The sequence below is a fragment of the Sphaerisporangium fuscum genome, from assembly GCF_018531465.1.
Taxonomy (GTDB): domain Bacteria; phylum Actinomycetota; class Actinomycetes; order Streptosporangiales; family Streptosporangiaceae; genus Sphaerisporangium; species Sphaerisporangium fuscum.
Map to the genome: position 1 here is coordinate 1 of NZ_JAHDTF010000064.1, position 26,273 is coordinate 26,273.

The following is a 26,273-nucleotide window of genomic DNA, read 5'->3' on the forward strand; positions in this document are numbered from 1 at the left end:
GAGGCCGAGCCCTTCGCCGGCCGCTGGTGGCAGGCGGCGCACGCCGGCCTCGGGGACCCGCGGCTGCGGCGGGCGGCCGAGGCCTGCTTCCGCGCCGCCGCCGCGGCGCTGCCCCGGCTCGGCGCCGATCCGGCGCTGGTGGCCGAGGTCGAGGCCTTCGCCGACCGCTACGTGACACCGGGCCGCTCCCCCGCCTTCGACCTGCTGGCCTGCCACGAGCGGGGCGTACCCGTCCCGGGGTGGCTCGACGAGGAGGTACCGGCGTGAGCGCCCGCGAGCCGCGGCCCGGCGCGCCCCCGGACGGCGCCGCCGGGAACCGGGAACCGTCCGCCGCCCCCGCCGACCGCGCCTGCGCCTGGCGCGGCAAGGAGCTGATCGCCGCGCGCCTGGAGCAGGTGCGCGCCCGGTCGCTGGCCTACACCGACGCCGACGACGAACTGCTGGTGCGCCAGCATTCCACGCTGATGTCGCCGCTGGTGTGGGACCTGGCGCACGTCGGCAACTACGAGGAGCTGTGGGTGCTGCGCGAGCTCGCCGGCGTCACCCCGCTCCGCCCGGAGATCGACGAGCTGTACGACGCCTTCGCCCACCCCCGGCGGGAGCGCCCGCGCCTGCCGCTGCTGCCGCCGGCCGAGGCGCGCGCGTACATCGCCGGGGTGCGCGGCCGGGTCCTCGACGTGCTCGACGCCGCCGACCTGGCCGCCCCGGACCCGATGGCCCTGGACGGGTACGCCTTCGGGCTGGTCCTGCAGCACGAGCACCAGCACGCCGAGACCATGCTGGCGACCCTGCAACTGGCCGGACGGCCCGGCCTGGTGGGCGACGGCGACCTGCCGCCCGGGCGGCCCGGCGACGCGGGCGAGGTGCTCGTCCCGGCCGGCCCGTTCCGCGTCGGCACCGGCGCCTGCCCCTGGGCCTACGACAACGAGAGGCCCGCGCACCGGGTCCGCCTGCCGGCGTTCTGGATCGACCGGTTCCCGGTCACCAACGGGGCCTACCTGGCGTTCATGGAGGACGGCGGGTACGCCGACCCGCGCTGGTGGTCGCCGGCGGGCTGGCGCTGGCGGGCCGCGAGGAAGGTGCGCGCGCCGCTGTTCTGGGCACCGGACGGCGGCCGCTGGTGGCGGCTGCGTTTCGGCCGCGCCGAGCCCGTTCCGCCGGACGAGCCGGTGCAGCACGTCAGCTGGTACGAGGCCGACGCCTACGCGCGCTGGGCGGGCCGCAGGCTGCCCACCGAGGCCGAGTGGGAGAAGGCCTGCGGCTGGGATCCGGACCTCGGCCGGGCGCGCGCCCACCCCTGGGGGGACGCCGAGCCGGGGCCGGGGCACGCCAACCTCGGCCACCGCGCCTCGCGGCCCGCGCCGGTGGGCGCCTACCCGGCCGGGGCGAGCGCCTACGGCGCCGAGCAGATGATCGGGGACGTCTGGGAGTGGACCGCCTCGTGGTTCGAGCCCTATCCCGGCTTCCGCAGCTTCCCCTACCGGGAGTACAGCGAGGTGTTCTTCGGCCACACCTACCGTGTCCTGCGCGGCGGGTCGTGGGCCACGCACCCGGTCGCGATCAGGACCACCTTCCGCAACTGGGACTATCCGTCCCGGCGGCAGATCTTCGCGGGGTTCCGGTGCGCGCGCTCCGCCGCGCCGGAGGAGGTCTAGATGTGCCGCCACGCGGCCTGGCTCGGCGCTCCCCGCCGGCTGGGGCCGCTGCTCCTGGAGCCCGCCCACGGCCTGCTGCGGCAGTCGTACGCGCCCCGCCTGCAGCGGTGCGGCCGCGTCAACGCCGACGGCTTCGGGTTCGGCTGGTACGACCCGGGACTGGAGGAGCCGGTGCGCTACCGCCGCACGGTCCCCATCTGGACCGACGCCAACGTGCCCGCCCTCGCCACCTGCGCCCGGTCGGCCTGCCTGGTCGCCGCGGTACGGTCGGCGACCCCCGGGATGCCGGTGGAGGAGTCGGCCACCGCGCCCTTCTCGGAGGGGCGGTGGCTGCTCAGCCACAACGGGCGGGTGGAGCGCAAGGCCGTCAGGGACCTCGCCGACGGCCGTGAACCCGAGAGCGTCTGCGACTCGGCGTGGCTGGCGGCGGCGGTCTTCGCGCGGCTCGCCTCCGGCGGCGGGCTGGCCGACGCGGTGGCCGACGTGGTCACCGGCGCCGCCGCCGCCGACCCGGACGCGCGGCTGAACCTGCTGGTGGCCGACGGCGGCGCCGTCGTGGCGACCGCCTGGAACGAGACGCTCTTCACCCACCGGGGAGAGGGGCTGCTGGTCGCGAGCGAGCCCCTGGACGATCGGCCCGGCTGGTGCGCGGTCCCCGACCGGCACATCGTCCACGCCGGCCCCGGCGGCGTAAGGGTGGACCCGCTCTGACCGGTCCGCGGCACCGATCCCAGCCCCCGTCCCACCGTCACACAAGGAGGCCCGAGTGTCGGTCACACAGATCCCTCTGCCGTTCCACTACACCGCCCGTCACCTCGAGCCCGGCGACCTCCGCGCGGCCCTCGCCCGCGACGCCCGGGCCGGGCTCACCGCGACGCCCAAGTGGCTGCCGCCCAAGTGGTTCTACGACGCCACGGGAAGCGAGCTGTTCACGCGGATCACCCGGCTGCCGGAGTACTACCAGACGCGCCGCGAGACGGCCGTCCTGCGCGAGAACGCCGCCGAGATCGCCCGGCTGACGGCGGCGGAGACCTTGGTCGAGCTGGGCTCGGGAACCAGCGAGAAGAGCGTGATCCTGCTGGACGCGCTGAGCGCGGCGGGCACCCTCAAGACGTACTCGCCCGTCGACGTCGACGCGGTCACGCTGGACGCCGCCGCCCGCCGGGTGGCCGAGGACCACCCCGCCCTGGCCGTCTGGGCGGTGTGCGCGGACTTCGAGCGGCATCTGGCGCTGCTGCCGGCCTTCGGCCGCAGGCTGGTCGTCTTCCTCGGCGGGACGATCGGGAACCTCGACGACGACGCCCGGGCCTCGTTCCTGCGCGAGCTGCGGGCCACCCTCGTCCCCGGCGACGCGCTCCTGCTCGGCGCGGACCTGGTGAAGGACACCGGACGGCTGGTGGCGGCCTACGACGACGCGGCCGGGGTGACCGCGGCGTTCAACCGCAACGTCCTCGCGGTGCTGAACCGCGAGCTGGGCGCGGACTTCGTCCCGCGGGCGTTCCAGCACGTGGCGCTGTACGACGCCGGGCGGCACCGCGTCGAGATGCGGCTGCGCGCCCGGCAGCGCATGCGGGTGCGCCTGCGCGACCTCGGCCTGGACATCGGCTTCGCGGCCGGCGAGGAGATGCGCACGGAGATCAGCGTCAAGTTCCACCGGTACCGCCTGGAGCACGAGCTCGGACGCGCCGGCTTCACCGTGACCCGCTGGTACACCGACCCCGCCCAGGACTTCGCCGTGGTCCTGGCGCACGTGCCGGGCGAGGGCGGAGGGGGCGGCTCCTACCGGGTCACCGGGAGGCGGCGTGACCGGGGCGCTCCAGTGGGCCGTACGGCCGGTCGCCGCGCAGGGTGATGCGGTGCATGACCCGGTGGGCGGAGCCGTAGTCGCGGTTGGCGTAGTGCGCGGTGCTCCGGTTGTCCCACATCGCCACGTCACCGGCCCGCCACCGGTGGCGGACGATGTGCTCGGGCTTGGTCAGGTGGGCGTAGAGCAGGTCGAGGATGCCACGGCTCTCGGCCTCCGAGACGCCGACGATGTGGGAGGTGAACCCGGGATTGACGAAGATGCCCTTGCGGCCGGTCTCGGGGTGCACGCGGACCACCGGATGCTCCACCGGTTCCAGGCGGGTGACCACCTCACCGTCCCACAGGTTTCCTCTGCCGCCGCGCCGCTGGGCCAGGTAGTAGCCGAACTCGCGGTTGCCGTCGTGCACGGCGGTCAGCTGGTCCACCAGCCTCTGGACCGGCGCCGACAGCGACTCGTACGCCAGCTGGGCGTCGGCCCAGTTGGTGTCGCCACCCGACGGCGGCAGGCTCACCGCACGCAGGATCGAGCCCATCGGCGGGCGCGGCATGAACGTCACGTCGGTGTGCCAGACGTCGGCGAAGCCGTTGTCGGCGCTGTCGATGGGATAGATCTCGGGGTGGTCGTCGTCCAGGGCCCCGACGACGGGGTGGGACGCGGTCAGCTCGCCCAGGCGCCGCCCGAGCGCCACCTGGCCGTCGGCGTCGAGGGTCTGGCCCCGGAAGAACAGCACCTTGCGGTCGACGAGGGCGGCGCGGACGGCGGCCAGCTCTGCGTCGGTCGCGGTGGCGAGGTCGAGCCCGGCGACCTCGGCGCCGAAGGCCGGGCCGAGCGGGTCCAGCGTCAGCTCGGCGAGGGGGTGTTCGGAGGTGGACGTCATCTGGGTCCCTTTCGCTGGTGGGCGGTTCGGCTCGGTCAGGCGGCGGCGCGGACGGCGTGGCCGACGGCGGCGCGCAGGGACGCGTACTCCGGGAGCGCGCGCAGTTCCTCGGGTTCGAGCCCGGTGCGCGGCAGCCCGACCTCGACGTCCAGCGCGATCCGTCCCGGCCGGCGGGAGAGGACCACCACGCGGCTGCCGAGGAACACCGCCTCCTCGACACTGTGTGTGACGAAGACGCAGGTACGGCCGGTCTCGGCACCGACCCGGCGCAGGTCCTCCTGCAGGCGCTCGCGGGTGAGGGCGTCCAGGGCGGCGAAGGGCTCGTCGAGCAGCAGCAGCGGGTTGTCCGCCGCCAGCGCCCGCGCCATGGCGACGCGCTGCTGCTGGCCTCCGGAGATCTGCCAGATCCGGCGCCCCGCGACGTCGCGCAGGCCCACGCGTTCCAGCAGCTCGGCCGCCCGGTCCGGGCGCTGCTCACGGGGCACTCCGGCGTAGCGCAGGGCCAGCTCGACGTTGCCGCCGGCCGTCTTCCAGGGGAAGAGCCGGGGCTGCTGGAAGACGACGCCGGCGCTCCTGCCGGGGGCCGGGGCCTCGCCCGCCACGCGGACCGACCCGGACGTGGGCGGCTCGAATCCGGCGATGAGGCGCAGCAGTGTGCTCTTGCCGCACCCGGAGGCGCCGACGAGCACGAGGAACGCCCCACGCGGGACCGTGAGGGTGAGCGGCCCGAGTGCCGTGACGGCGTCCGCTCCGCGGCCGTAGACGTGCCGGACGTCGCGCACCTCCACGGCGGGGGCGTCCTCGGCCGGGCCGGCGGCGTCAGGAGAGGACATCGGGCAGTCCCTTGGTGTAGATCGCCTTCTCGACGGTGGCCAGGTCGGGCACCGCGTCGATCTTCTGCTGGCTCTTGAGGAACTCGGCGGCGCTGAGGAGGTCATGGGCCAGCCCGCCCACTTTGCCGGGTGTGCCGAGCCATTCGGGGCCGGCGAGGTCGGCCGGGGAGAGGAAGACCCCCTGGGAGAGCTGGTTCGCCGCGTCGGCGGGGCTGAGGTTGAGCTCGGCGCCGACGGAGGCCGCAGCGGCGTTCCGATCGCTCGCGATGAGGGTGAGCGCCCTGGCCTCGGCCTTGCGCCAGGCGTCCACGGCGTCGGGGTGGGCTCCGGCGAAGGCGGTGGACACCACGCCGAGGTCGAGCGTCGGCTTGCCGGCCGTGGCGAGCTGACGGCTGCTGATCAGCACCTTGCCGTTCTTCTTGAGGGTGTCGAGCACCGGCAGCCAGACGTAGGCGGCGTCGATGTCACCGCGTGTCCACGCGGCGAGGATGTCCTGGGGCTCCAGGTCGACGATGTTCACCGCCGACTCGGGGACCTTCGCCTTCTCCAGTGCCGCCAGGAGGCTGTAGTGGGAGGTGGAGGCGAAGGGGCTGGCGACCTTCTTGCCGCGCAGATCCGCGACGGACGCCGTGCCGGTGCCGTTCCGGGCGACCAGCGCCTCGTTGTCGCCGGCGACGTCGAGGACGAACGCCACCTGGTAAGGGATGTGGAGCGGCGCCGACAGGCCTCGGGCGACCGGGCTGGAGCCGATGGCCGCGATGTCGACGCTGCCCGCGACGAACGCGGTGTTGATGCTCGCGCCGGAGTCGAACTTCGTCCAGGTGATCCGGTAGCCGGGCAGCGACTCCTCCAGCCACCGCTTGTTCTTGACGATCAGGTCGCCGCTGGGGAAGGCCTGGTAGGCGATGCGGATGGTCTTGCCGCCCGTACCGCCGCCCGCGTCCGCGGCCCCGCGGGAGGCGGTGCCGTCGCCGCAGGCGGTCAGGGCGGCCGCGGTCAGGGCGGCGGCGGTGAGCAGGAGCAGGCGGCGCAGGCGTGGTCGTACCATGGGGGCTTCCTTCTGTGGTGCGGCGGGGCTCAGACGCGGCCGCGCCAGGGGACGAGCTTGTTCTCGGCGGCGCGCAGCGCGGCGTCGATGAGCAGGCCGGACAGTCCGATGGCGAACAGCCCGAGCACCACGACGTCGGTCTGCAGGTAACGCTGGGCGTCGCGCACCATGCCGCCGATGCCGGGCACGCCGTTGATGGTCTCGGCGGCGACCACCGACGAGTAGGCGATGCCGACGGCCAGGCGCACGCCGGTGAAGATCTCCGGCAGCGCGTTGGGCAGCACGACGTCGCGTGTGAGGTCCCATCGCCTGGCGCCGAGGGCCCGGGCGGCCTCGACCAGCCCCTCTGGTGCCCCGTACACCGCCGAGGCGGTGGCGACGGCGACCGGTGGCAGTGCCGCGATGGTGAGCAGCCAGATCTTGGGGGTCTCGTCGATGCCGAACCAGATCACCAGCAGGCTGAAGTACGCCAGCGGTGGCAGCGCACGCACGAAGGTGACCAGCGGCTCCGCCACCACGCGGATCCAGGGAACGGTGCCCATGACCACGCCCAGCGCCAGTCCCGCCGCCACGCCGAGCAGCGATCCGGCGAGGATGCGGCGGAGGCTCACCCCGAGGTGCTCGATCAGCAGATGGCCGCTGTAGCCCCTGATCCCGTCGTGGACGGTGGAGGTCAGCACCAGCTGGTGCCAGACCGCGCGCGGCGGAGGGATGAACGACGGATTGCGGGTCAGGGCGGCCGCCAGCTGCCACAGGGCCAGGAGCACGACGAGCGAGAGCACCCGCACACCGGCCCTGCGGTATCCGGCCGTCCGGCGGTGCCGGCCCTCCCTCACCGCGGCCTCCTCCTCGCCGGCCCCGGCGGGCGGGAGGGCGGGCTCGGCGGCGGGATCGGGGTGGAAGGAGACGGGGGAGGTCACGGGATGACTCCGGAGCGCATGCCATATTTCCTACCGCAAATGAGGGAAATATGGCAAGACCCGGCACCGGACAAGGCCGGCTAGCGGGCGGCCTTCTCCGACAGGGTGTCGCACAGGGCGCGCACGGCGGTGACGACCCCCTCGAGGGCCGGGTCGTCGGGGAGTTCGGGCTGCTCGCCGACCGGCTGGCCGGTGCGGACGGCGTCGGCGATGCCGTCCAGCGCCTTCACCGCCGCCTGCACGCTCTCCTCCGCCGGCGGCGGCGCGCCGTGGCCGGTACGCGAGACGGTGGCGGCGGTGGCGTCCGCCACCTGTTCCAGGGCCGTCATCGCGGGCGTCCAGGTGGTGACGCGCCTGCTCACCACGGGCGGCTCGGTCACGGCCCGCTGGAACACCGTGCGGAGGTCCGCCAGCGCGTCCATCGCCTTGCGCTCGTGCAGGGCGCGCCGGGGACAGCCGGGGTGGAAGGCGTGCCGCAGGTGGCCGGCGGTGGCGGCGACCGCGTCGGCGAACGTGGGCCCGACGTGGGCGTGCCAGCTCGCGGGCCACGGCAGGTAGCCGGCGAGCAGGACGACGGCGCAGCCGATCAGCGTGTCCACCAGCCGGATCTCCGCGAGCTTCGGGCCGAGGCCGGTGAGCAGGTCGACCAGGAGCACCACCAGCGGCGCCTGGAAGGTCGACATCAGCCCCCAGTTGCGCTGCAGCCCGTACGGCAGGAGCGCCGCGAAGATCGCGATGGGGATCAGGATCATCGGGCCGTACGGCACCACGGCCAGCACGGCGGTGCCGATCAGCGCGCCGACGACCGTGCCGAGCCCCCGCTGCAGGGCCCGCGCGAAGACCGAGCCGAAGTCCGGCTTGAGCACCAGGGCGACGGTGAGCATCACCCAGTACGACCGCTGGATCCAGGGCAGCTCGCTCACCGCGGCGGCCACGCCCATGCACAGGGCCAGCCGGAAGGTGTAGAGGCGGGCCATGTGGCCGTGCGTCATGCGCCGCCACACCGCGCGCAGCCGGGCGGCGTGCCCCACCCGCTCGTAGGGGAGCTGGTCGGCCGTGATCTCACCACCGGTGACCAGCTCCACGGCCCCCTCGACGCTCGACCGCAGGGCGCGCAACGCCGGGGAGGCGGCCTCGCACCACAGAAGCCGGGCCGGGCGTCCCTCCCCCAGCAGGGCCTCGGCCACCGAGCGGACCGCGTCGGCGACCTCCGGCGGCGGCCGGCGCCCCTCCTGGGCCAGGGAGATCAGGGCGTTGCGTATCTGGGACGCCTGGTTGAGCAGGGCGATCAGCCGGGTGCGCTCGGAATCGGGTCCCATCGCCGAAGAGCGGGCGCCGAGCACGGTGTCGTAGCCCTGCTTCAGCGCGGCGTCCGGCATCTCGGCCTGGCCGGGGCGGGGAGGCCGCTCGATCACCCGGGCGAGCTCCCGGTACACCGCCGCGACGGCGTCCTCCTCGGCGCCGCGCGGGCGCAGCGGCCAGCCCGCCAGGGGCAGCACGACGGCCCACAGCGCCCCGATCAGCACCGCGAGCGCGCCCGCGGGGGGCGACTCGCGGAACGGCACCCCGATGCCGATGACCGTCATGACCAGCAGTTGCAGCCCGTACAGCGACCCCACGGCGCCACCCGTGCTGACCAGGGCGGACAGCACCGAGACCAGCACCACGACGACCACGCCCCACCAGCCGGCGCCGTAGAAGGAGTGCCCGATCACGAACCCAGTGGCGCCGCCGAGGCCGGCCGCGCCCATGCGCAGGACCCGGGTGCGGTAGGACCCGCCGCGGTCGGCCAGCGCGGCGGCCATGGCCCCCATGGACGGCAGCAGGCCGAGCGTGATCCCCCCGGCGGCCAGGCCGGCGAGCAGCGGGCCGGTGATCGAGGCGGCCACGCGCAGCATCGCCGCCCGGTCCGGCCGGGCGGGCACCGGGCGCACGGTCTCCACCAGCCAGCCGGGGGCCGCGTCGGCAAGCCGGTGGGCGGGACGCCGGAAGAGCCCGAACACGTTCATGCCCGCGCTCAGCGCACCAGCTTGTCCAGCCGGATCGGCAGATCCCGGATCCGGGTGCCGGTCGCGTGGTACACGGCGTTGGCGACCGCCGCCGCGGTGCCGACGATCCCGATCTCCCCGATGCCCTTGGCCCCCATGGGGTTGAGGTGCGGGTCGTCCTCCTCGATCCAGACGGCCTCGATGTCGCGCACGTCGGCGTTCACCGGGATGTGGTACTGGGCCAGGTCACGGTTGAGGTAGTCGCCGAACCGCGGGTCCATGAGGCTCTCCTCCAGCAGCGCCATCGACATGCCCATGATCATCCCGCCGGTGAACTGCGAGCGCGCGGTCTTGGGGTTGAGGATGCGGCCCGCGGCGAACACCCCGAGCAGCCGCCGCACCCGCGTCTCGCCGGAGTCGGCGTCGACGGCGACCTCGGCGAACTGGGCCCCGAAGGCGTGCCGCGACAGCTTCGCCTGCCCGCGCACCTCCTCCTTGGTGTCCGCCGACGCCTCCAGCCCGGCCGCCGGGACGACTCCGCCCGCCCGGCCGAGCTCCTCCGCCAGCGCCTCGCAGGCCCGCACCACGGCCGTACCCCAGGAGGCGGTGCCCATCGACCCGCCCGCGAGGGTCGCTGCGGGCAACGCGCTGTCGCCGATCCGCAGGGTCACCCGGTCGCAGGGGACGCGCAGCGCGTCGGCGGCGATCTGGGTCAGGACGGTCTTGGCGCCGGTGCCGATGTCGGCGGCGGCGATGTCGACGGTGAACCGCCCGTCCGGCTCGGCCCTGGCGGAGGCCCTGCTGGGCGCGAGGAAGACCGGGTAGGTGGAGGCCGCGACCCCGGTCCCGATCAGTGTCGAGCCGCTGCGCCGGACGCCCGGCCGGGGGTCGCGCTCCGCCCAGCCGAACCGCCGCGCTCCCTCCCGCAGGCACGCCACGAGGTTCCTGGAGCTGAACGGCAGCCCGGTCCCCGGGTCGGTCTCCGGCTCGTTGCGGACGCGCAGCTCGATCGGATCGACCCCGCAGGCGACGGCCAGCTCGTCCATCGCCGACTCCAGGGCGTACATGCCCTGCGCCTCGCCGGGGGCCCGCATCCACGAGGGTGTGGGGACGTCGAGCCGGACCAGCCGCTGCGTGGTGCGCCGGTTCGGGGCGGCGTACATCATGCGGCTGCAGGCCGCGCTCTCCTCGACGTACTCCGCGATGGACGAGCTCTGCTCGCAGGCGTCGTGGACGATCGCGAGCAGCCGGCCGTCGCGTTCGGCGCCGAGCCTGACCCGCTGGATCGTCGGGGTGCGGTACCCGGTGACGGCGAACATCTCCCGGCGGGTCACGGCCAGCTTGACCGGCCGGCCCACCTGCTTGGCGGTGAGCGCGGCGAGCACCACGTGGGGGTGGGGGCGGCCCTTGGAGCCGAAGCCGCCGCCGACGTAGGGCGAGATCACGCGCACGTGGGCGGGCGGCATGCCGAACAGCGCGGCGACGGCCTTGCGCAGCATGGTCGCGCCCTGGGTGGAGTCGTAGAGGATCAGGCCGTCCTGGTTCCACTCGGCGACGGTCGCGTGCGGCTCGATGGGGTTGTTGTGCTCGGCGGGGGTGCTGTAGGTCCGGTCGACCACGACGGGGGCGGCCGCGAGGGCGGCGTCCGGGTCGCCGTGCTCCTCGTCGGGGTGGTCGTCGGCGGAACCCGGCCGGTACACGCGGGGGTGGTCGGCCCGCAGCTCGACGTCGTGCTCCTCCTCGGCGTACTCCACCCGCAGCACCCGGGCGGCCTCCTTGGCCTCCTCGAGGGTCTCGGCCACGACGACGGCGACGTACTGGCCCCGGTAGGCCACCCTCGGCGACTGCAGGACGGCCAGCTCGGAGTCGTCGGAGGGGGCGAGGCGCGGCGCGTTGGCGTGCCAGATGACCGCGATCACGCCGGGGAGCTTGGCGGTGGTGTCGACCAGGGTCACCTCGCCGCGGGCGATGGTGGCCTGCACCGGCACCGCGTAGGCGAGATCGCGCAGGCTGTGCTCGTAGGCGTACCTGGCCCGGCCGGTGACCTTCTCCAGCCCGTCGACCCGATTCAGGGCGGAGCCGACGTGTCTCGTCTCGATCGTGGTCATGGCTCCTCCGCCAGCTCGGACAGCACGCGTACCAGGACGTTGCGGGTCAGCGGCACCTTGTAGGCGTTCAGCGGCAGCGGCCGCGCCTGGGCGAGCTCGGCGTCGGCGGCCCGGGCGAACTCCGCCTCGGTCGCCGGCGCCCCTCGCAGTGCCGCCTCCGCCACCTCGACCCGCCAGGGCACGTGGGCGACCGCGCCGAGCGCGACGCGGCAGTCGCGGACGACGCCGCCGGACACCTCCAGCGCGGCCGCGACCGACACCACCGCGAACGAGAAGGACGCCCGGTCGCGCACCTTGCGGTAACGCGAGCGGGCGGCGAGCGGCAGGGCGGGCAGGTCGACGGCGGTGATCAGGTCGCCGGGCCGCAGCAGCGTGTCGCGGTCGGGCTCGTCTCCGGGGAGGCGGTGCAGCCCGGGGATCGGCAGGCTGCGGGGACCGTCGGCGCCCTCGATGTGGACCACCACGCCGAGCGCGGCCATCGCCACGGCCATGTCGGAGGGCTGGGTGGCGACGCAGCTGTCGGAGTGGCCGAGGATGGCGAGGTTGCGGTGGTCGCCGGTGCGCGCGGGGCAGCCCGAGCCGGGAAGGCGCTTGTTGCAGGGCTTGGTGATGTCCTGGAAGTAGGAGCAGCGGGTGCGCTGCAGCAGGTTGCCGCCGACCGTCGCCATGTTGCGGACCTGCCCGGACGCCCCCGACAGCACGGCCTCGGCGAGCATCGGGTAGCGGGCGCGCACGAGCGGGTGGGCGGCCAGGTCGCCGTTGCGCACCCCGGCGCCGATCCGCAGGCCGCCGTCGGGTCTCTCCTCGATGGCGTCGGTGGCGATGTGGGTGACGTCGACCAGCGTGGCCGGTTCCAGGACGCCGAGCCGCATGAGGTCGACGAGGTTGGTGCCGCCGCCGAGGTACATGACCCCGGCGGACCCGGCGGCCGTCTCGACCGCCGACCTGGCGGTGGCGGCGCGCCGGTAGGTGAAGGGCCTCACCGCGCCACCTGCCGGATCGCCGCCACGATGTTGGGGTAGGCGCCGCACCGGCACAGGTTGCCGCTCATCCGCTCGCGGATCTCGTCGTCGTCCAGGACGGGGTCGGCCAGGCCGGGGGTGACGAGGCTGGGCCATCCCTCCGCCGCCTCGGCGAGCATCCCGGCGGCCGAGCAGAGCTGGCCGGGGGTGCAGTAGCCGCACTGGAAGGCGTCGTGCTCGATGAAGGCCTCTTGCAGGGGATGGAGGGCGTCGTCGCCGCCCAGGCCCTCCACCGTCGTGATCGCCGCGTCCTGGACGGCGACGGTGAGCGTCAGGCAGGACACCACCCGCCTGCCGTCCACCAGCACCGTGCAGGCGCCGCACTGGCCCTGGTCGCAGCCCTTCTTGGATCCGGTGAGGCCGAGGCGCTCGCGCAGGGTGTCCAGCAGCGACTCCCTGGTGTCCACGGTGACGGTACATGGCCGTCCGTTGACGGAGAGCCGGAGGTCCACGGTGACCGGGGCCGGAAAGGAATCGCCGCAGGTCATGTCCACTTTGCCCTTCACCCGGCCTTCCCTACCCCGGGATCGGCCTGGGCTATCCCACGAAATGTTCACGCCTGCCGGCGGCGGGGCCGCGGTGGGCGCGGGTTGGCACGCGGGCCGCGCCTGTTGTGGAATATGTTCGATCGGACCGAAAAGCGCGGCCGGGCCGCTCGATTGGAGGAGGTCTTCCGGTGGCCACATCGGAGCGCCAGGGCCGCGACGACCGCGACGACCGCGAGCGCCAGGGTGCCGTGGGCGCCCGCATGCGCCGTTTCCGCAAGGAGCGCGGTATGACCCTGCGCGGCCTGTCCACCCGATCCGGGCTGTCGATCGGGTTCCTCTCCCAGGTCGAGCGCGGCATCTCCTCGATCGGCCTGACGGCGCTGAACGGCGTGGCGGCGGCCCTCGACCGCAGCGTGGCCGACTTCTTCGACGACGAGCAGGGCGGCGACGACCGCGCGACGGTGGCGCGCCTGCCGTCCCACTTCACCCTCACCCGGGCCTCCACGGCCGCCACCGAGTACGTCTCGGGCCAGCAGACCTACCGCATGCTGTCCGCCCGGGGGCCGAACCTCGTGCTCGAGCCGCTGCTGGTGCACATCGCCCCCGGTGGGCGGCGCGAGGACGCCTACGGGCACGCCGGCGAGGAGTTCGCCTACGTCCTGTCCGGGGAGCTGCTGTACGAGGTGGACGGTGTCGAGCACCGGCTGTACCCGGGCGACAGCGTCCACCTGCGTTCGACGGTGCCGCACAGCATGTACAACGACACCGACCGGGTCACCACGGTGGTGTCGGTGGTGACGCCACGCCTGTTCTGAACCGGACGCCGTTCGCTGAATCGGGACGCAATTCCGTTAAGTGGGACAGAACATCATGAACATCGTCGGAGGCGTCTGAGGCACCCGATTCGGGCGTTCCCTTACATGGCGGTGCGCGCCGACCACAGTTCGGGGAAGACGTCACGGCGCAGGCTCCGCTCCAGCCAGGTCAGCCCGCTGGACCCGCCGGAGCCCGGCTTGGCGCCCATCGAGCGGCGCACGGCCATCAGGTGCCGGTAGCGCCAGTCGGAGAACCGCTCCGACAGGTCGGTCAGCGTCTCGGCGAGGGTCCACAGCTCGTCGCCGGGGCCGCCCTCGGCGTAGACCTTCACCCAGGCGGCCTCGACCAGCGGGCTCGGGACGTACTCCGCCTTGTGGTCCTCCACGGACGGCATCTCGAAGCCGCGCCGGGCGAGCAGGGCCAGCACGCTGTCGTACAGGCTCGGCCGGGCGAGGGCGTCGAGCAGCTCCTGGTAGACCTCCGGGCTGCGGCGGTGCGGGCGGGTCAGCGGCTCGGACTTGTTGCCCAGGAGGAACTCCAGGTGGCGGTACATCGCCGACTGGAAGCCCGAGGCCTCCCCCAGCGCGTCACGGAAGGAGTTGAACTGCGCCGGTGTCAGCCAGGCGAGGCCCTGCCAGGCCGCGTTGAGCGCCTCGAAGTACCGCACGCTGCGGTCCAGCACCGCGGTGGCGCCCGCGACGTCGTCGGCGTCCAGCAGCCGCTGCGCCAGACGCCACTCCTCGCGGATCAGCCCGAAGTAGAGTTCCATGACCTGGGTCGTGACGAGGAACGCACGCTCCTCGGGCACGTCGGTGACCGGCCGCTGGAGCCGGTGGAGGGTCCCCGCCGCCACGTACTCGTCGTAGGGCGTGCCGGACGTGAAGTCGAGGGTGGGCGCGCCGAGGTTGGCCGCCGCCCGCGAGGCCCGCTGCCGCGCGCCGACCGGCCGCACCCGGGCGCCGAGTCGCCTGCTCGTCATCTCATCTCCTTAGTTCACCTCCATGTTCACTTAGACAGAATTTTAGTGAAATGATGAGTCAGTAGCGATTCGCCCCTTTCGCTTTCGGGATGAAAGGTGCAGACCGGTTTCAGGTTTCCGAGTAACGGAGCGTGACCGTGGACGCGATGGACTGGGCCTTGCTGGCCGAACTACAGGTGGACGCGAGGCTGTCCTACAGCGAGCTGTCCCGCCGGGTGCACCTTTCGGCGCCGGCGGTGGCCGAGCGCGTCAGGCGGCTGGAGGAGAGCGGGATCATCTCGGGCTACCACGCCCGCGTCGACCTCGGCCGGGCCGGCCGCAAGGTCAGCGCCCTGATCCGCATGTCGTGCTACGGCGTGCGATGCGTGCTGCGCGACGAGCGGGCGCTCGCCTGGCCGGAGATCGTCGAGGTGCACCGCGTCACCGGGGACACCTGCTGCCTGCTCCGCGTCGCCACCACCTCGATGACCGCCTTCGAGGACCTGATCGACCGCCTGGCCCCCTACGGCCAGCCCTCCAGCATGATGATGCTCTCCAGCCCCCTCCCCTGGCGCCCCCTCACCCCCGTGGAGGACTGACCGGGCCGGTCTCCGCGAGCCCCGTCCGGGCGGCGGGGACGTGGAGCCCCCGCCGGTGGGCGTTGATCTCGCTGGTGGCGCCCCAGCGCAGCGCCAGCCCGACGGGGTTCGATTAAGAGATCGTGTCGGGGTTGACGCCCCCTTCTCGGGGAGAGCCGTGGGGGACGGACGGCGAGGTGGCGTGCCGCAGCAGCAGGCGGGGCACGCCGTCGCCGGCCGCGGAGACCGACCAGAGGTCTCCCCCTTTGGCGTAGACGACGGTGCGGTCGTCCAGCCAGGCCGCCTGGTCGTCGACACTGTCCGGCTCGGCGAGCGGCGTCTCCCGCCCCGTGGCGAGATCCAGCACGTGCAGCCGCCACGGCCGGGCCGACCCCTCCGGGGCCACCCGCTTCTTGAACACCAGCCGGGTGCCGTCCGGGGAGAGGGACGGGCACTCGGCGTTCTCGCGCAGCGTGCGCGCCCGCCACCTGCCGTAGTCGCCCTCCACCAGATAGGTGCGGCCGCGGGTCGAGACCGTGGCGTAGAAGCGGTTGTCGTCGGCGGCGAAGGTGACGCCCCAGTAGTTGACGTCGGCCGAGCGGTACCTCCTGCCGTCGAGGTAGAGCTGGATGTTCTCCATGTTGGGCACGGCGTAGCCGGTCCTGGTGTCCAGGATGCCGGTCCACGTCGAGAACCCGCCGCGGTTGTAGGAGTCCCCGGTGACGAACACCGTCCACGAGACCATCCGCCCGCTGGCCGACACCCGCGCGCGGTTGGGGATCCCCGCGGTCTGGACGCGCCGCACCTCCTTCAGCGACCGGTCCACCACCACCGCGTACGTCGCCGGCACCGGGCCCGGCCGCACGACGACGCACACGCCCGTCCCCGCCGCCGCGTAGAACCGCTGGCAGGTCAGCCCGCTCACCGTCCGCGCGCCGGGACCGCCGCCGAGCGGGGCGGCGGCCACCTTGTCGTCCTGCAGGAAGAGCACCTGGCCGCTCCCGGCCAGGTCCACGGCGCCGGCGGACGGCCGGGGGGCGCGGCGGGCGGCGTACACGATGTAGGCCGCCGCCACGACGGCGAGGACCACCACGGCCGCGAGCAGCACCCGCGCGCGCGTTCTAGGCATCGCGCGCTCCCTTCCGCAGGAGGAATCCGGCGGCGACGGCGCAGACCGCGACCCCCGCTCCCATCACCCACAGCCCGGCCGCGCTGCCGAAGGCCGTCCAGAGGGCGCCGAACAGCATCGAGGAGACCAGCCGGCCCACCGCCTGCCCGGTCTGCACCAGGGCGAGCCCGCTGGTGCGCAGCCGGGCGGGGACCAGCGGACCGGCGGCCGCCATCAGCACCCCGTCGGTGGCGGCGTAGAACACCCCGAGCGCGAGCAGCGCCGCCGCGACCAGCCACCCTCCGGCGCCCGGCAGCGCCAGCAGCCCGTACAGGACGACCAGGACGGCGTGCCCGGCGAGGAACACCCGGAACCGGCCCACCCGGTCGGCGAGCCGGCCCATCGGCACCGCCAGCAGCAGGAACGCCGCCGCCGTGCCGAGCGGGAGCAGCGGGAAGAGCTCCGGCGCGAGCTCCAGGCGTTTCTGCAGCAGCAGGTACACGAACGCGTCGCTGACCGTCACCAGGCCGAGGGCGGAGGCGGCGGCGCACATCCGGACCAGCGGCGCGTTCCGCAGCACGGGACGCAGCGAGAGCCGCTCCCCGGCCAGGGGCTCGCGCCGGTCCTGGACGTACAGGACCATCAGCAGCACGCCGAGGACGCCGACGCAGAAGCTGGTCACGAAGACCGCGTCGTAGGCGTTCCCGCTCGCGGCGAGCACGCCGAACGCCACCAGCGGGCCGAGCAGCGCGCCCGCGGTGTCCATGGCCCGGTGGACGCCGAACGCCTGCCCGAGCGCCTCCGGGGACGCGCTCAGCGAGATGAGCGCGTCCCGGGGCCCGGTGCGCAGCCCCTTGCCGGCGCGGTCGGCCGCCACCATCGCCCCGAGCGCGGCGACCGACGTCCCGGCGGCGAGCAGGCCGATCCGGGACGCGGCCGACACGGCGTAGCCCGCGAGCGCGACGGGCTTGCGCCGCTGCCTGCGGTCCGCGAGATGGGCGCCGGCGAGCCGCACCAGGGCCGTCACCCCGAAGTACAGCCCGTCGATCACGCCGAACGCCAGCGGGCCGAGCCCGAGCGACAGCACCAGGTACAGCGGCAGCACCGCGGTGACCATCTCCGAGGAGACGTCGGTGACCAGGCTGACCGCGCCCAGGGCGAGGACGTTGCCCGGCACCGTCGCGAGCCGGGGCCACTTCGTCGCCGAGACGTACATCAGTGGCAGGTGTAGGTGGGGCTGGAGTCCTTCACCTTGCCGTCGGTGCCGACGAGCTGCCAGGAGTAGGTGGTGTCGGTGAAGGCGAGCTTGACGACGCCGTAGGTGCCGCTCAGCCGGAACTGGCTGTTGGGCTGCACGTTCTCGATCTTGTACGGGTCGGCGCCGCCCATGCCGCCCAGGATCTCCACCAGGCCCTTGGGGTCGGCCTTCCCGGACGGGTTCTGCGGGCCGAACCGCTCGTAGTGGTGGTCGTGGCCGTTGAGCACGAGGTCGGCCTTGGCGTCGTAGAGGATCTGCCAGACCGGCCTGCTGACCGGGTCGTTGCCGTGCTCGCCGGAGCTGAACAGCGGGTGGTGCCAGTAGGCGGCGACACATCCCTTGGTGGTGGCGGCGAGGTCCGCCTTCAGCCAGTCGATCTGCGCGGTCTGGTCGAAGATGTTGGAGTCGAGGGCGATGAAGTGCCAGTTGCCGCGGTCGTAGCTGTACCAGCTCTTGCCATTGGGGAAGGCGATGGCGCCGAAGTACGACTTGTAGCCGGCCTCGAAGCCGGCCGGGTCGTAGCTCTCGTGGTTGCCGGCGGCGGGGTGGGTCTTGCTCTTGAACCTGCCCCAGGTGGTGTCGTAGTACTTGCGGAAGTCGGCGATGGTGCCGTCGTCGTACTGGTTGTCGCCCATGGTGAGCACGAAGTCGGGGTTGATCGCCTGCACCTGCGCCGCCGTCTTGGGGTGGGCGCAGGAGCTGGAGCTCGCGGTGCACTGGGCGGCGATGTCGCCGGCCGCGACGACGGTGAACGCGCCGCCCGGAGTGGGGGTCGGGGTGGGCGTCGGGGTCGGGGTCGGCGAGGAGCCCGCGCCGTAGATCTTCACCTCGTAGAGGGAGTAGCCGTATTCGGTGCCGCGGGCGGTGCCCAGCACGCGCACGTAGCGCCCGGACCCGGAAAGGCCGGTCCGGTCGTCGGTGCCGCCGTCGCCCTTCGTGGTGGTGTGGATCGTGGTCCAGGTCGCGTTGTCGTCGGAGGTCTGCAGCTGGTAGGCGGTCGCGTAGGCGTCCTCCCAGTACAGCTTGACGTGGGTGATCGAGTAGGTGGCGCCGAGGTCGACGGTGATCCACTCGGGGTCGTGGCCCTCGGCGGAGGCCCACCGGGTGGAGGAGGTGTCGCCGTCCACGGCGTACTTGGCCGCGTAGGAGGACGACTCGACCGACGATGCGGTGGCGGGCCTGCCCTGCGACAGGAGGGTCTCGGCGGCGTAGGCCCGCTGGACGGTCGTCAGCAGGGCGGCGAGGAGCACCAGGGCGGCGGCGACCGCGGCGTACCGCGCCGGGGTCAGGGCACGGCTGCGAGGGGGCGGGAGGTGCGGGGACATGACTGTCTCCTGAGGGGTGAGCGACCATTGCTGAACACCGGGACGTCATGCGCCGCGCGGGCGAGGCGACGAGACGTTCCGGACGGCCGGGGCAGGTTCACTGAGCACGTCACGTCCCGCGGAGGACGCCGCGCCAAGCCGCTTCCCCAAATCGTGCAAGCCGTTCGGCCCGCTGTCAATATGTTAGGAAACCTACTTAACATTCTTCTCCGGCCGCTTCGATCACAGGCCGAGGTCGCTCAGGCCCGGGTGGTCGTCGGGACGGCGGCCGAGGGGCCAGCGGTACCGGCGGTCCGCCTCCTCGATGGGGAGGTCGTTGATCGAGGCGAGCCTGCGGCGCATGAGGCCGTCCTCGTCGAACTCCCAGTTCTCGTTCCCGTAGGAACGGAACCAGTTGCCGGAGTCGTCGTGCCACTCGTAGGCGAAGCGGACGGCGATGCGGTCGCCCCCGAACGCCCACAGCTCCTTGATCAGCCGGTAGTCCAGTTCCCTGGCCCACTTGCGCTCCAGGAAGGCGACGATCTCCTCGTGGCCCCGCAGGAACTCGGCGCGGTTGCGCCAGGAGGAGTCGGGCGTGTAGGCCTGCGCGACCGTGCGCGGGTCGCGGGAGTTCCACGCGTCCTCGGCCAGGCGGACCTTCTCGACGGCGGTCTCCCTGGTGAACGGCGGGACCGGAGGGCGGGCGTTCATCGTCTTCTCCTTGCGCGCAGCGGACGGCCGGGCGGTCCGCGAGAGGGTGGAGAACGTGCGTTCCCCTCTGGCCGATGATAGGAGAACGTACGTTCTCCGACAAGTCGGAACCTCTGGCCGGCAGTCCCGGAAAGGACACTGAGCTGCGAGTATGCCCGCCGAGCGGGCGCCGGAAGCGGCCGGAGGCTCTACGCTTCCCCGGGCCCCAGCCGGGCGGAGAGCGCCTCGGCGGTGGCCTTCCAGATGGACGCCGCCGGGTCGATGACCGCGAAGTGGTCGCCCGGGCCTTCCAGGCAGACCGCCTGTTCCCCCGCCGCCTCGCCGTACCTGCGCCCGAAGTCCACCAGGTCGGGATCGTCGGACTCGGCCACCACGACGATCTGGGGCACCCCCAGCGGCAGCCGCGCCAGCGGGCTGGAGGCCGCGTAGACCTCCGGGATCTCCTCGTGCGAGCCGCCGAGCGCGGACGGCACGGCGCCGTTGCTGATGTGCCGCCGGTCGCCCTCCACCAGGTCGAGGACCCCGGCCAGCGACACGGCGACCGCCACGGCCCGCGTGTCGGCCGCCAGGCGCAGCGCGAGCTGCCCGCCCGCCGAATGGCCGATCACCGCGACCCTGCCGAGGTCGAGCGGGCCGCCGACCTTGCGCAGCACGCGCAGGCCCGCCGCCAGGTCGCCGGTCGTGGCGTCCCATCCGTGCAGGTCCGGGCGGCGGTACTCCAGGTTCCACGCGGCGTACCCGCGCGCCGCCAGGTCGATCGCCAGCGCGTCCATCAGGTCGGCGCCCCAGATCGTGCGCCAGTACCCGCCGTGGACGAGCATCGCGACCGGCGCCCCCCTCCCCCCGGCGCCCGCGGACGGCGGCAGCCGCAGCTCCCCCCACTGGTCGGGGTGGTCGCCGTACGGGATCCGGCGGGCGGGATGGCGCAGCCGGTGCACCGCGTGGCGGATCGCGAAGCCCAGCCCCCCGGCGCCGCGCCCCTGCAGGTGGGCGGCGCCTCCGGCGGGCCGCAGCGGGCCGACGCGGGCGAGGTCGAGCCACACCGTCCGCCGGGAGTGGTCCTCCGCGGTCTCCATCAGCCGCCGGGCGGCCGGGTCCGGGCCGGGCAGGACGACGAGGGCGCGGCCGCCCCCGGCGCCGGCGAGCAGCGCGCGCAGCCCCGGCACGTCCGCCGCGGTCGCGAACCGGCCGTTCACGCCCAGGGCGGCGCACTCCGCGGCCGTCGTCCCCTCCAGCAGCCGCCTGTCGGCCACGAGCCCCGGCCCCGCCGCCACCAGCACGTCCACGTCCGATCCTCCTCGCCTCACGCGACGGCCGCCGTACGGCGGCGGCACCTCACCGTCCGACAGTACGGGGCGCGGCCGGGACCGCGACGCCGGCCCCGCTCCCCTACCCGCGGCCCGAGCGGTCGAGCAGGGGCAGCACGGCGGCGCCCAGCAGGTCGACGCCCCGGTCGTCGGTGAGACCGTGCGGGGTGCCGAACTCCACCCGCCGCACACCGGCATCGATCAACGCCTGCGCCTGCGCGGCCACCTGCTCGGGCGTGCCGGAGAACGCGAACAGGTCGAGGACGTCGTCGGGGATCAGTTCCCCCGCCTCCCGGTCGCGGCCCGCGTCCACCAGCTCCTTCACGCGGGCGAGCAGGTCCGCGGGGACGGCCGCGGTGGGGTCGAGGTCCGCCACCACCGCCAGGTACATGGCGACCTCGGTGCGCGCCCTCGCCCGCGCCGCGGCGCCGTCGGCGTCGACCACGGTCACCGCGCCGAGCACGATGCCGACCTCGTCCGCCGCGCGGCCGACCTGCTCGGCCCCGGCCCGCACCCGCTCGCGGATCACCGGCACCATGGCGGGGTTGGCGCTGCCGCCCACCTTGATCTCGTCCGCGATGCGCCCGGCCAGCGCCGCCGCCTTCGGCCCCCACGCGCCGATGAGCAGCGGCGGGTGCGGCCGGTGGACGGCGTAGCGCAGCCGCGTGCCGGCGGCCAGGCGGAACACCTCGCCTTCGTACCCGTCCTCGTCGCCGCTCAGCAACCGGTACACCACCTCCGCGGTGTCGGCCAGCGCCGCGAGCGGACGCGGCTGGGCGAGCCCGACCGCTCCGAGCCAGGTGCCGCGGGCCAGGCCGAGGTAGGCGCGGCCCCGCGAGGCGAGGTCGAGGGACGCGACCTGCCCGGCGATCTCGTGCGGGGCCAGGGAGTAGGGGTTCAGGCAGGCCGCTCCGAGCCGTACGCGCTCGGTGGCCGCGGCGATCTCCAGCAGCGGGAAGAACGGCGGCTGGTACATCAGGTCGCCGAAGACGCTGAGCACGTCGAACCCGTGGCGTTCCGCCAGGCGCGCCAGCCTCGCGTAGTCGCCGGGCCGCTTGTCACTCTGCAGGCCGAGCCCGATCTCCGCGGTGGTCAAGGGAACTCCTCAGGGTCGAGATCACACGGGGGCGTGCCGGCCGCCTCAGGTCAGGTCGGCGGAGTCCATCCGGCGGCGGCGGGTGCGCTCGACGCGCATGACCAGGCGCTCCTCCGGGTCCGGGCAGCTGAACAGCGAGTCCTGGGCCAGCCAGTCGCCGTCGGCGAGGTCGCGCTGCTTGGCGGCGAGGAACGGCAGGACGGAGGCCATCGCGTACACGCAGAAGTGCTTGCCGTCGGGGAGCCGCAGCTGAGCGCTGCGCTCCAGCTCGAAGCAGTCGCCGACCTCCATGCCGCAGACCGACCTGCCCTCGATGCGGTCGACCACCACCCGCAGGTCGTACAGCTCCATGTCGCCCTCGCCGGTCGTGGTGAGCTCGCCCCCGGGGGTGGCGGCCCCGTCGGCGGGGGTGTCCGCGATGGTCTCGGCCGGGTCCGGCCGCTCCACCGCGCCGGCCGCCGGGACGACCGCCCGTGCCGTGGGCGCGGCGGCCCGGTCGTCGCGGACGACCTCGCCGCCCTTCATCACCCACCGCACGGTGCGGAAGGCGGAGGTGGCCGCCAGGGGGTCGGCGTCCATGGCGATCAGGTCGGCGTACCTGCCGGGTTCGACCGTGCCGAGGTCGGCGTCGGCGCCGAGCCACCGCGCCGGCCCGAGCGTGGCGGCGTACAGGGCGCGGGCGGGCCCGAGGCCGGAGTCGGACATGTGCTCCAGCTCCCGCACCGTCGCGTTGGTGCCCTCGAAGTCCCAGAACGGCGGCATGTCGCTGCCGAGCAGCACCTCGACGCCCGCGGCCAGGGCCATGGCGTAACTCTCCAGGTGCCTCGGCCCGGCCCCGAGGGAACGGCACTGCATCCACTCGGGGACGCCGAGCTCGTCGAAGAACTCCTTGCAGCGCGTGACGAGAAGGGTGGGCACCAGGGCGGTGCCGCGCTCGGCCATCAGCGCCGCCACCTCGGGCGTGAGCTCGTAGCCGTGCTCGACGCAGTCGAGGCCGAGGCGGACGGCCTCGGCGATGACGGCGGCGGGGCCGGCGTGCGCGGTGACCTTACGGCCCCAGGCGTGCGCGGTGGAGAGCACCGCCGCCATCTCGTCGGCGAACAGCTGCGGGGTGTCGATGCGTTCGTGCTCCCCGGCGATGCCGCCCGAGATCATGACCTTGATCAGGTCGGCGCCCGCCCTGATCTGGGCGCGGGTGCCGCGGCGGAAGCCGTCCGGGCCGTCGCATTCGAGGGTGTCGGTGCCCTCGTGGCCGTGGCCGCCGGTGCAGACCAGCGCGCGGCCGGCGGTGAAGACGCGCGGCCCCGGCACCCGGCCGGAGTCGATGGCCCGGCGCAGCGCGAAGTCGGCGTGGTCCTTCTCGGCGACGCACCTGACGGTGGTGACCCCGCAGTGCAGGGTGCGGCGGGCGCCGTCGGCCATGTACAGCGCGAGCTCGTGCGGGCCCATGCCCTTGACGCCGTCTCCCCCGGCGCCGGGCAGCGACAGCGACAGGTGGGTGTGCATGTTGACCAGGCCCGGCGTGAGGTAGGCCCCGCCCAGGTCGACGCGCCTGGCATCGCCGGCACCCTTGAGGATCTCCTCGCGGGGGCCCACGGCGGCGATGCGGTCGCCCCGCACGAGCACCGCCGCGTCCGCGACCGGCCCCACGCCCGAGGCCGCCCGGCCGTCGGCCACAGTGCAGTTGACGATGACGATGTCGCCCATGCGGCCGGCCCCGTTCCACAAGATGACCCGAAGTTCATGAACAAGAGCACAGCTTGTTCACCGGCACTATACGCCGGTCAGCACGAACCCGCCGCATCCGCCGCACGGCGACGGATCCCCCTGTTCACGAAATTTCACCCTGTCGGCCCCCAGCACCACGGGCCGGCGGGCTCGCCTCCGGCAGCCCGGCAAACGGAAACGGCGCCCTCGTACCACCGGCCCTGGCTACCGGGCCGGCGGAGCGGCCGGGTCCACCACACCGGCCGTTACGGACTCCTCCGGCACAACTGCACCGGGCCGGCACGGCGGACCCGAACGCATCCAGCCGGCCGGCCTGCTACACCGACCGGTACGCGTCCGGGCGGCCGGTCAGCCGCAGCCCTCGAACTGGGGGACGGTGAAGCTGAGGGCCAGGCCGGACTTGGCGAACCACTTCTCCAGGAGCTGCTTGGCCGTGCCGTCCTGGTACATCTCGGTGATCGCCTTGTTGACCGCCTCGCAGCCGTCGATGTCGCCCGTGCGGATGCCCACGCCGTACCGCTCGTCGCTGAACGGCGCGTTGACGATCTTGGTGCCGGTGGTGGCGAAGCCGGCGAGGATGAGGTCGTCGGTCGAGACGGCGTCCACCTTGCCCGAACGCAGGTCGTCGACGCACTCGCCGTACCGGGCGGCCGGCACCAGCTGGACCGGGATCTTGCGCTCCTCCCTCACCCGCTTCCAGGAGTTCGAGCCCGTCACCTGGCACAGCTTGCGGCCCTTCAGGTCGCGCACGTTGGACACCCCGGACTCGTCGGAACGGATCAGGGTGTCCTGGTGGGCGACGTAGTAGGGCCCGCCGAAGGAGACCTTGGTCTTGCGTTCGGGGGTGATGGAGTAGGTGGCGAAGATGAGGTCGACCGTCCCCTGGGCCAGCATCTTCTCGCGGTCGGAGGAGGGCGCCGTGACGAACCGCACGGGTTTGCCCAGCTTGCGGGCGACATAGGAGGCGACGTCGACGTCGAACCCCTCGTAGCGGCCGTTCGGCGTCTTCTCGCCGAGGTGCGGCTGGTCGGCCTTCACCCCGATGACGAGGGTGTCCTTGTCGAGGATCGACGTGCCTGCGGCGCAGCCCGCGGCGAGCGGGAGCAGCGCCGCCACCGCGAGCATCCCGGCGGCGGCCCTGCGGCCGTCCCCGCCCCGCGGGCGGAGCATGCGAGTCAGCGTGACCATCAAGACGTTCCCTTCAGCGGTACTCGGCGAGCCGTGGCCGGACACCGATGAGGATCAGCAGGGCGGCGGCGAGCGCGGCGGCCGGCGGCACGACGTTCCAGCCGCCGAGGGCGCCGTCGCCGGTGCGCACCGCGGCGTCGAACGCTTTGCGGTGCAGCGTGGTGAGCTCGACCAGGGCGGCGTCGTACTGCCCGAAGGCCGGGCCCATCGCCTGCCTCACGGCGCCCTGCCGGTCGCCGCCGGTGGCCAGCTGCCGCATCCGCCGGTCGTTCTCCTGGAAGCCCTCGTAGAGCTGGAGCATCTTGGAGACGGCGTCACGCTGCCCGGGCAGCGTGACGTACACGGCCTCCGAGCCGTAGAAACCGAGGAAGTCGACCTTCGCCGGGAACCCGGACACCACCCGGCCGAGGGCGGCGTAGTACTTGTCGAGGTTGCCGCCGGGGACGTACATCACGGCCTGCGACTTGTCGAGGTAGACCTGCTCGTAGGTGTCGGCCCGCTGGGGGTCGAGGAGGTAGCGGCTCTCGTCGCCGTGCAGGGTGTTGCCGATGGCACGGGCGCGCGACAGCGCGAGGACGGAGTTGAAGCCGTCCTGCTTGGCGTCGGTGAGCGCGTTGCGCTCGTGCTGCAGCACCACCACGCCCGCGATGGCCAGCGCGCCGACGACGGCCGTGGCCACCAGCAGCGGCAGGTTGAACGTGCGCCGGAACCGGCGGCTGAGGAACACCTGCAGCACCACCAGCGCCGCCAGGGCGAGCACCCCGGTGCCGGCGACCCAGAGGCGGCCCGTCCCCATCGCCGACAGCTCCGAGTCGTAGGCGTGCCGGACGATGGTGCCGCTGTCGAGGGTCAGGTTGTAGGCCTTGGGCAGCAGGTCGAGGCGCATCAGGTCGGTGGCCTGCCGGTAGACGTCGAGGACCTCCTGCGGCGGCGGTCCGACGGCGTGCTGTGACCGCTCGTCCAGCACCAGCGCCCGCGAGGCCAGCCGCTCGTACCGCCCGAGCCCGTCGAGCACCGCCCGGACGGTGTTCTGCCCGGTGGCGTCGCCCCTGGCCAGGTCGGCGGCCTCCAGCACGGCCCGGTCGGCCTGGGCACGGCTCTGGTCGTAGCGGTCGAGCATGGCCTGGCGGCCGGGGCCGAGCCCGCCCTGCCTGCCGGTCAGCAGCAGGTTGGCGACCTGGGCGTCCATGTCGCTGAGCGCGAAGTACAGGTCGGCGGTGGCGACGACCTGCGGCCCGGCGGTGTGGCCGATCGAGTTGAGCCCGTCCCTGGCGTGGCCGATGGCGACGGCGACGGCCGCGAACAGCAGCAGCACGGCGGCCACCGCGAGGGCCGCGAACAGGCGGATGCGCCCGGGGACGGTGCGCACCTGCGCGATCCGGCGCAGCGCGGCGGACCGGCCGGGCGGCCCCGCGACGGGCGGCTGCGGGGCGAGGCCGGGCGAGGCCACCGGAGCAAGGGGCGCGCCGCCCCCG

The 26,273-nt window shown here is 73.8% G+C and carries 23 protein-coding genes and 1 pseudogene; 6 read left to right on the forward strand and 18 right to left on the reverse strand.

From position 1 onward, the window contains the following. From KIK05_RS45470 to egtD, 4 genes and pseudogenes are all read left to right on the forward strand, one after another. Window positions 1-267, forward strand: a pseudogene (locus tag KIK05_RS45470) (ergothioneine biosynthesis glutamate--cysteine ligase EgtA); the annotation flags it as partial. 104 nt (window positions 268-371) lie between these two features. Beyond that, window positions 372-1,655, forward strand: a complete 1,284-nt coding sequence (gene egtB, locus KIK05_RS45475; RefSeq protein ID WP_214417179.1) for an ergothioneine biosynthesis protein EgtB — start codon at window positions 372-374, stop codon at window positions 1,653-1,655. Then, window positions 1,656-2,366 (forward strand): ergothioneine biosynthesis protein EgtC, encoded by a 711-nt coding sequence (egtC, locus tag KIK05_RS45480; protein WP_214417163.1) that lies wholly within the window; start codon window positions 1,656-1,658, stop codon window positions 2,364-2,366. Between the two features lie 55 nt (window positions 2,367-2,421). After that, window positions 2,422-3,507 carry an L-histidine N(alpha)-methyltransferase gene (egtD, locus tag KIK05_RS45485; RefSeq protein ID WP_308250426.1) on the forward strand — a complete coding sequence of 362 codons (1,086 nt, stop codon included), beginning with the start codon at window positions 2,422-2,424 and terminating at the stop codon, window positions 3,505-3,507. Here the strand turns inward: egtD and KIK05_RS45490 are convergent. The 8 genes from KIK05_RS45490 to KIK05_RS45525 form a co-directional block, all read right to left on the reverse strand. Further along, the gene (locus tag KIK05_RS45490; RefSeq protein WP_214417164.1) at window positions 3,443-4,339 is read right to left on the reverse strand and encodes a TauD/TfdA dioxygenase family protein; all 897 of its coding nucleotides are present in this window, start codon (window positions 4,337-4,339) and stop codon (window positions 3,443-3,445) included. The genes egtD and KIK05_RS45490 overlap by 65 nt on opposite strands. 35 nt (window positions 4,340-4,374) lie before the next feature. Next, window positions 4,375-5,172, reverse strand: coding sequence for an ABC transporter ATP-binding protein (locus KIK05_RS45495; protein ID WP_214417165.1), 798 nt, complete (start codon window positions 5,170-5,172; stop codon window positions 4,375-4,377). Further along, window positions 5,159-6,220 (reverse strand): taurine ABC transporter substrate-binding protein, encoded by a 1,062-nt coding sequence (locus KIK05_RS45500; protein ID WP_214417166.1) that lies wholly within the window; start codon window positions 6,218-6,220, stop codon window positions 5,159-5,161. Before KIK05_RS45500 ends, KIK05_RS45495 begins: the two co-directional genes overlap by 14 nt. Before the next feature lie 29 nt (window positions 6,221-6,249). Then, window positions 6,250-7,140: an ABC transporter permease gene (locus KIK05_RS49350; protein WP_308250427.1), complete on the reverse strand. Its 891-nt coding sequence runs from the start codon at window positions 7,138-7,140 to the stop codon at window positions 6,250-6,252. An 80-nt stretch (window positions 7,141-7,220) separates the two neighbouring features. After that, a complete protein-coding gene (locus KIK05_RS45510) occupies window positions 7,221-9,149 on the reverse strand; it encodes an FUSC family protein (RefSeq protein ID WP_214417167.1) in 1,929 nt (642 codons plus the stop codon). Window positions 9,150-9,157: 8 nt separating this feature from the next. Beyond that, the gene (locus tag KIK05_RS45515; RefSeq protein ID WP_214417168.1) at window positions 9,158-11,236 is read right to left on the reverse strand and encodes a xanthine dehydrogenase family protein molybdopterin-binding subunit; all 2,079 of its coding nucleotides are present in this window, start codon (window positions 11,234-11,236) and stop codon (window positions 9,158-9,160) included. Then, complete coding sequence (locus KIK05_RS45520) at window positions 11,233-12,219, reverse strand: FAD binding domain-containing protein (protein ID WP_214417169.1); 987 nt, start codon at window positions 12,217-12,219, stop codon at window positions 11,233-11,235. Before KIK05_RS45520 ends, KIK05_RS45515 begins: the two co-directional genes overlap by 4 nt. Further along, a complete protein-coding gene (locus KIK05_RS45525) occupies window positions 12,216-12,746 on the reverse strand; it encodes a (2Fe-2S)-binding protein (protein WP_214417182.1) in 531 nt (176 codons plus the stop codon). Before KIK05_RS45525 ends, KIK05_RS45520 begins: the two co-directional genes overlap by 4 nt. Window positions 12,747-12,934: 188 nt before the next feature. Between KIK05_RS45525 and KIK05_RS45530 the strand changes: the two genes are divergently transcribed. Further along, on the forward strand, window positions 12,935-13,561 hold the full coding sequence (locus KIK05_RS45530) for a helix-turn-helix domain-containing protein (protein WP_214417170.1): 627 nt from the start codon (window positions 12,935-12,937) through the stop codon (window positions 13,559-13,561). Window positions 13,562-13,662: 101 nt separating this feature from the next. Here KIK05_RS45530 and KIK05_RS45535 read toward each other — a convergent pair whose 3' ends face one another. Further along, window positions 13,663-14,541, reverse strand: a complete 879-nt coding sequence (locus KIK05_RS45535; RefSeq protein WP_214417171.1) for a tryptophan 2,3-dioxygenase — start codon at window positions 14,539-14,541, stop codon at window positions 13,663-13,665. A 146-nt stretch (window positions 14,542-14,687) separates the two neighbouring features. Between KIK05_RS45535 and KIK05_RS45540 the strand changes: the two genes are divergently transcribed. Next, window positions 14,688-15,119 carry an Lrp/AsnC family transcriptional regulator gene (locus KIK05_RS45540; protein ID WP_214417183.1) on the forward strand — a complete coding sequence of 144 codons (432 nt, stop codon included), beginning with the start codon at window positions 14,688-14,690 and terminating at the stop codon, window positions 15,117-15,119. Between the two features lie 112 nt (window positions 15,120-15,231). Here KIK05_RS45540 and KIK05_RS45545 read toward each other — a convergent pair whose 3' ends face one another. From KIK05_RS45545 to KIK05_RS45585, 9 genes are all read right to left on the reverse strand, one after another. Continuing rightward, window positions 15,232-16,227, reverse strand: coding sequence for a TolB family protein (locus KIK05_RS45545; RefSeq protein ID WP_214417172.1), 996 nt, complete (start codon window positions 16,225-16,227; stop codon window positions 15,232-15,234). Further along, window positions 16,220-17,422 (reverse strand): MFS transporter, encoded by a 1,203-nt coding sequence (locus KIK05_RS45550; RefSeq protein ID WP_214417173.1) that lies wholly within the window; start codon window positions 17,420-17,422, stop codon window positions 16,220-16,222. Before KIK05_RS45550 ends, KIK05_RS45545 begins: the two co-directional genes overlap by 8 nt. Further along, window positions 17,422-18,789, reverse strand: coding sequence for a discoidin domain-containing protein (locus tag KIK05_RS45555; protein WP_214417174.1), 1,368 nt, complete (start codon window positions 18,787-18,789; stop codon window positions 17,422-17,424). The genes KIK05_RS45550 and KIK05_RS45555 overlap by 1 nt, the downstream gene beginning before the upstream one ends. A 222-nt stretch (window positions 18,790-19,011) precedes the next feature. Beyond that, on the reverse strand, window positions 19,012-19,479 hold the full coding sequence (locus tag KIK05_RS45560; protein WP_214417175.1) for a nuclear transport factor 2 family protein: 468 nt from the start codon (window positions 19,477-19,479) through the stop codon (window positions 19,012-19,014). Between the two features lie 188 nt (window positions 19,480-19,667). Beyond that, on the reverse strand, window positions 19,668-20,765 hold the full coding sequence (locus tag KIK05_RS45565) for an alpha/beta hydrolase family protein (protein ID WP_214417176.1): 1,098 nt from the start codon (window positions 20,763-20,765) through the stop codon (window positions 19,668-19,670). A 103-nt stretch (window positions 20,766-20,868) separates the two neighbouring features. Further along, on the reverse strand, window positions 20,869-21,882 hold the full coding sequence (locus KIK05_RS45570; protein WP_214417177.1) for an LLM class flavin-dependent oxidoreductase: 1,014 nt from the start codon (window positions 21,880-21,882) through the stop codon (window positions 20,869-20,871). A gap of 45 nt (window positions 21,883-21,927) precedes the next feature. Further along, complete coding sequence (locus tag KIK05_RS45575) at window positions 21,928-23,589, reverse strand: TIGR04076 family protein (RefSeq protein WP_214417178.1); 1,662 nt, start codon at window positions 23,587-23,589, stop codon at window positions 21,928-21,930. Window positions 23,590-23,958: 369 nt separating this feature from the next. After that, window positions 23,959-24,798: a glutamate ABC transporter substrate-binding protein gene (locus tag KIK05_RS45580; protein WP_250564557.1), complete on the reverse strand. Its 840-nt coding sequence runs from the start codon at window positions 24,796-24,798 to the stop codon at window positions 23,959-23,961. Between the two features lie 13 nt (window positions 24,799-24,811). Further along, window positions 24,812-26,273, reverse strand: a 1,462-nt coding sequence (locus tag KIK05_RS45585) for a GlnX family signal transduction membrane protein (protein WP_308250428.1), incomplete at its 5' end; no start/stop codon positions are given.

Coding starts and splice junctions, on each gene's coding strand:
- KIK05_RS45550 (WP_214417173.1), bottom strand. CDS start 17,422: ATGTACGTCTCGGCGACGAAGTGGCCCCGGCTCGCGACGGTGCCGGGC.
- KIK05_RS45535 (WP_214417171.1), bottom strand. CDS start 14,541: ATGACGAGCAGGCGACTCGGCGCCCGGGTGCGGCCGGTCGGCGCGCGG.
- KIK05_RS45490 (WP_214417164.1), bottom strand. CDS start 4,339: ATGACGTCCACCTCCGAACACCCCCTCGCCGAGCTGACGCTGGACCCG.
- KIK05_RS45560 (WP_214417175.1), bottom strand. CDS start 19,479: ATGAACGCCCGCCCTCCGGTCCCGCCGTTCACCAGGGAGACCGCCGTC.
- KIK05_RS45525 (WP_214417182.1), bottom strand. CDS start 12,746: ATGACCTGCGGCGATTCCTTTCCGGCCCCGGTCACCGTGGACCTCCGG.
- KIK05_RS45545 (WP_214417172.1), bottom strand. CDS start 16,227: ATGCCTAGAACGCGCGCGCGGGTGCTGCTCGCGGCCGTGGTGGTCCTC.
- KIK05_RS45500 (WP_214417166.1), bottom strand. CDS start 6,220: ATGGTACGACCACGCCTGCGCCGCCTGCTCCTGCTCACCGCCGCCGCC.
- KIK05_RS45540 (WP_214417183.1), top strand. CDS start 14,688: ATGGACTGGGCCTTGCTGGCCGAACTACAGGTGGACGCGAGGCTGTCC.
- KIK05_RS45515 (WP_214417168.1), bottom strand. CDS start 11,236: ATGACCACGATCGAGACGAGACACGTCGGCTCCGCCCTGAATCGGGTC.
- KIK05_RS45510 (WP_214417167.1), bottom strand. CDS start 9,149: ATGAACGTGTTCGGGCTCTTCCGGCGTCCCGCCCACCGGCTTGCCGAC.
- egtC (WP_214417163.1), top strand. CDS start 1,656: ATGTGCCGCCACGCGGCCTGGCTCGGCGCTCCCCGCCGGCTGGGGCCG.
- KIK05_RS45495 (WP_214417165.1), bottom strand. CDS start 5,172: ATGTCCTCTCCTGACGCCGCCGGCCCGGCCGAGGACGCCCCCGCCGTG.
- KIK05_RS45555 (WP_214417174.1), bottom strand. CDS start 18,789: ATGTCCCCGCACCTCCCGCCCCCTCGCAGCCGTGCCCTGACCCCGGCG.
- KIK05_RS45575 (WP_214417178.1), bottom strand. CDS start 23,589: ATGGGCGACATCGTCATCGTCAACTGCACTGTGGCCGACGGCCGGGCG.
- KIK05_RS45580 (WP_250564557.1), bottom strand. CDS start 24,798: ATGGTCACGCTGACTCGCATGCTCCGCCCGCGGGGCGGGGACGGCCGC.